The organism is Bacillus sp. Medicinal_06 (assembly GCF_056711665.1).
Map to the genome: position 1 here is coordinate 1 of NZ_JBWYHD010000039.1, position 4,592 is coordinate 4,592.

The 4,592-nt window shown below is 33.5% G+C and carries 3 protein-coding genes and 3 rRNA genes; 1 reads left to right on the top strand and 5 read right to left on the bottom strand.

The genetic code is table 11. The annotated features are described in order from the left end of the window. The 3 genes from AC1M36_RS28120 to AC1M36_RS28130 all read right to left on the bottom strand — a co-directional run. Positions 1-123: ribosomal RNA gene (locus AC1M36_RS28120) — 16S ribosomal RNA — on the bottom strand; the annotation flags it as partial. A 481-nt stretch (positions 124-604) separates the two neighbouring features. Beyond that, positions 605-1,171: a hypothetical protein gene (locus tag AC1M36_RS28125; RefSeq protein WP_479846503.1), complete on the bottom strand. Its 567-nt coding sequence runs from the start codon at positions 1,169-1,171 to the stop codon at positions 605-607. 1,239 nt (positions 1,172-2,410) lie between these two features. Next, a complete protein-coding gene (locus AC1M36_RS28130; protein ID WP_098689690.1) occupies positions 2,411-3,001 on the bottom strand; it encodes a helix-turn-helix domain-containing protein in 591 nt (196 codons plus the stop codon). A gap of 611 nt (positions 3,002-3,612) precedes the next feature. On the opposite strand from AC1M36_RS28130, the gene AC1M36_RS28135 reads away from it, so the two are divergent. After that, a complete protein-coding gene (locus AC1M36_RS28135; RefSeq protein ID WP_336454632.1) occupies positions 3,613-4,185 on the top strand; it encodes a tyrosine-type recombinase/integrase in 573 nt (190 codons plus the stop codon). A 59-nt stretch (positions 4,186-4,244) separates the two neighbouring features. Here the strand turns inward: AC1M36_RS28135 and rrf are convergent. Together rrf and AC1M36_RS28145 are read right to left on the bottom strand one after the other, a co-directional pair. Continuing rightward, positions 4,245-4,360: ribosomal RNA gene (gene rrf, locus AC1M36_RS28140) — 5S ribosomal RNA — on the bottom strand. A 55-nt stretch (positions 4,361-4,415) separates the two neighbouring features. Next, positions 4,416-4,592, bottom strand: a 23S ribosomal RNA gene (locus AC1M36_RS28145); the annotation flags it as partial.

Below are 4,592 nucleotides of genomic sequence, written 5' to 3' on the forward strand. Positions count from 1 at the left end.
ACGTGTTACTCACCCGTCCGCCGCTAACTTCATAAGAGCAAGCTCTTAATCGGTTCGCTCGACTTGCATGTATTAGGCACGCCGCCAGCGTTCATCCTGAGCCAGGATCAAACTCTCCAATAAAGTTAGTTTGTCTAGCTTCAAAAATAAAAATTGACGTTTTACATTTTGTTTAGTTTTCAAAGAACTTTTCGTGGCAAGATTTAATCTTACCATTTTACAACCTTTAATGTCAATAGATATTCGAAATAAATTTGTATTTATTCTATAAAAATCTATTCCGTCATTAGCGACGGATAAATAATATACCATGACTTATTCATCTTTACAACACTTTTATTAAAGTTAAAATTAACCATTTATAAAAATACATGTGAATTATAATTATACAAACCATAAAAATAACTACCTTTTAATTTTTGCTTTACTTGACATCCATCCTAGCTTTTTATTCCACGGTTTCCTTGACCACGAGCCTCTACACCCTCAAACTCCCAAAGGCAACCCCAACGGGCAAAATTCGCCCTTGTGGGACCACCTCTGGCGAGTTTGCATGAGGGTGCCCCTCATGGTCAAGGAACTTTCGCGGCATAAACGCCAGGATTCAGCGATTCCACATGCGGCGCCACCAGGATCCCTTTTTCATTTCCCCTATTTCCTCATTATTTACTTGCTGTTCAGATGAACTTATTTCTAATCTAACTTGTCTTTCTTCTATCATCATTCTTTTTAAATCTTGAATCTCTTTCATCAAATACATAAGTTGTTGATCTTTCTTATCTTCTTGTTCCTTCATTGCTTTTTCTAATTCTTCCGCAACTATTTTTCTCACTTCATTTGCTGTAAACATAGTTTGATCAAGCGTTTGTTTAAATTTGTTTTCTTGAACAATCTCCATATCAACAGCAATATATTTTTTAAACCCTTCTTTGTTTAATACTTCTAAAATCTCTTTATGAGGAATATTCTTTTTATTTCGAAGTCTATTAATAAATTTTAAAACATCGACACATTCAGAGGAAATATAGTACTTATTTTTCTCCTCCTGTTTGAACAAAATGAACTCTTCATAAATATTACAATTCCGTTTAATGGTCATTGAAGACACACCAATTTGTTTTGCCATATCCTTAGCTGAAAACCACGTCGATTCACTTTTTTCTTTAGTCATTGTTTAAATCACTCCCATCAAAACAAACAAACACTACCTGAACAATGCTCATAATCATTATTACATCAATTATTTAGATGCTGTTTAGATAAATCCTTTGTTCAGATGAACACTTACTAAAACTATCTAAACTAATAACTAAACAATAACAACGGTTTTATTTTAATTTAGGGATCCCTAAAGCCTCCCTAAATTCATAAAGAATGATATTTTATGAATGAACTTCTTTATCTACATTAACGAACAACAAAACATATATAAACAAATTAACGTTTTGTTTTTTAACATAATAATTTTTGAATAAAACATAAGTTATTTTAAAAAATTGGAAATTCCGAATCAAAAAAGAGAGAAGAGCATAAGGGGTTTTTGGTCTCAACTAAAGGTTGGGGCTAGGCAGAGCCTAGCTTAAACGTGGGTACACGAAAATTTCCAGGATGTGCACTCACTGACGACACAAAATCTTCCAATTGTCCCCATTATGTCCTTAGATGTAGACTCAGTGAGTACACAAAGTCCCCTTAATGTCTCCAGATGAGTACTCACTAAGGACATGACATTCTTAATAAATTGCAATCAAACATTACTTTAAAATACTAAAAGAAATCCATTTAAATTAAGTAAACACAAAATTATAATTTAGAAACAGAAAACAACAAAATACAAGATGCTATTCAGACGCTTTAAAATTCGTTTTAAAGGATAAAAATCTAAAATGGTATATTTTGTTGTAAAAACAAAAAAGAACGCTTAAAAAGCAAAATAAACGATTTTAAACAAAGGTTTTCGTTTGCTTTTGGGGTTGAGGCTGGTTCGTCGTGTGGGGACGAACCCCCACGTATTACGTATCTATCCATATGGTAAGTGAAATTATTGTTCGAAAGCACTAGCGGTTCGGCTCGTATAATAGCAAATTCAAGCCGATAATCATGGATAGTTGCTTTTGGATGTATCGGCTTGGTGCCGCCAAAACTCGAGCCGAAAAAAGTTTTGCAAGGATGCAGCAAAGCGAAAAGGGTGGAGATTTTCTGAAGCAAAGCGGAGGAAAATACTACCCGTTCCTTGCGGAACTTTTAGCTCTCTATATAGAGAGTGAGAAGGGACAAGCATACAAAAGTGTTAAAAAACCAATAATACCAAGGGTTTATCACACTTTTTATACTTATCAAATTTGATAAGTTTACTTATCAAATTTGATAAGTATAAAAATATAAAAAAAAGACATCTGATTGATGTCTTTTAAAAAAATTTAATCGGTAAATCTTTTAATGGTTTAGCTCTCATAATTTTTATAAATTGTATCTTTAATCCTTCTTCAATATTATCTCGATCTCCAGCATATAAAATATGAGGATTGATAAATAATGCATAAGACTTTACATTACTATTTTCTACAACACTTTCAGAACGAGCAATAATACCTTTTGTATATAGTGCTTTTACAACCCTACTTACCTTAGTTTCGCTTGTTTCTAAAGACTTTGCTAATTCTCTTTGTGTAAGCGGTAATGGTTGTTTCTTTTTAGGGTTGTCTACAATTGCATTAGATCCAAAACCTATAAAAGGAATTAAACTCATCAAAAATACAATTTCTTCATTTTTTAAATAAGATATACTCTGTAAATAACTCCAATTATCCTGAATGATTTGAACAAACTTCGCTTTATTCTTCACTTTCCGTTCAGGAACTAATTTCATTCCTCTTGAATTAGCCTTTAATTGAAGTTCATTTGCTAATTGCATTTCTTCTTCTGACAAAATCTTCGAATTCTCGATATCCCTCAGTCTTGCATTTTTTTCAACCTGTTCTAAATCAATACAATTTGTCATAATTTTTTCCTCTCTCCTAGTATTTACAACTAGTACAGAGACTTTTTTCATGTTATTATGTAATTAGAATTTTATAAAAACAAAAAAGCCTCTTATGTATAGTTGTAGCCTCGCAACTCAATTATATCATGAGTGGCTTTTTTTGTTATAACTAATAGAAAAAGAGTCCTAGATAACAAGGACTCTTTTTTCTTGTTATCAATAAATAAACTTTTAAATGAAAGATGACTTAACATCAACCATCTTTCATATCCCAGTACCAGCGTTCTTGTAACCAAGAGCAAAGTAACAATTAAAACATAAAATTCTAAAGTGAAAAGGAAAGGGGCAAGCTATGGGTTTGGCATGCCAAACCCCAAAAACTACGTTTTTGTCTTGCTAGGAAATTTCCTAGTACCTTTACCATTTTTTTGTCCTCGAAATTTCATTTCTTCGTCCTAAAACGGTTGTCGCTTTGCTCGATTTTCTATCTTTATGAAAGTAAACTTTTGCATATTAGTTTACATTCATTCCCCCGAAAATATTGACTTTACACCAAATACCCTGATATCCTCAAAATACACAACAAAAGTATACATTCAAAACACTATACATAAAGAGGTCTAAAATCCATGAACAAAAAACCACATCTCATTGATGTCCAACCCATTCGAACAAAAGAACAAATCGAAGATATGAAATGGGCTCTCAAACGTCATTGCTCAGAACGGGACTACATTTTATTCATAATTGGAATCAATACAGGTCTACGTATCAGCGATCTACTCCAAATCGAAACGCAAACCATATTAAAACTAAAGCGAAAAAAGAGAAAAGAATTCAAAATCAAAGAGGGAAAAACAAAGAAAGAACGCATGATTAATCTTACTTCTATTTTTGATGAGGTCTATTCTTATGTTCAAAACTTAGAAAGCATTTGGTTATTCCCTTCTCGAAAAGGAGATCAATCCATTAGTAAAATCCAGGCTTATCGACAATTGCAAAAAGCCGGAGATTTCGCCAGTGTAGAATCCATTGGAACTCACACTATGCGCAAAACCTTCGGTTATTGGTTCTATAAACAAACAAAAGATGTGGCTATGTTGCAAGACATACTCAATCACAGCACACCACAAATTACATTAACTTACATTGGAATTAATAAAGAAGAAAAAGACAGTATACTCGATACATTTCATATTTAAACCACAATAATACACCACAAAAAACCCCTTTTGCCTCATGCAAAAGGGGTTTTTATTTAACCTAGCGATGTCCTAGTCTCACAGGGACAAGGTCCCAACTACCATCGGCGCTGAAGAGCTTAACTTCCGTGTTCGGTATGGGAACGGGTGTGACCTCTTCGCCATCATCACTAGATATATGAAGAATATTCCTTCAAAACTAGATATCAGTGTGTAATATAAATTACTTATTGGTTAAGTCCTCGATCTATTAGTATTCGTCAGCTCCACGTGTCACCACGCTTCCACCTCGAACCTATCAACCTGATCATCTTTCAGGGATCTTACTAACTTACGTTATGGGAAATCTCATCTTGAGGGGGGCTTCATGCTTAGATGCTTTCAGCACTTATCCCTTCCGCACATAG

Coding starts and splice junctions, on each gene's coding strand:
- AC1M36_RS28125 (WP_479846503.1), bottom strand. CDS start 1,171: ATGACTAAAGAAAAAAGTGAATCGACGTGGTTTTCAGCTAAGGATATG.
- AC1M36_RS28130 (WP_098689690.1), bottom strand. CDS start 3,001: ATGACAAATTGTATTGATTTAGAACAGGTTGAAAAAAATGCAAGACTG.
- AC1M36_RS28135 (WP_336454632.1), top strand. CDS start 3,613: ATGAACAAAAAACCACATCTCATTGATGTCCAACCCATTCGAACAAAA.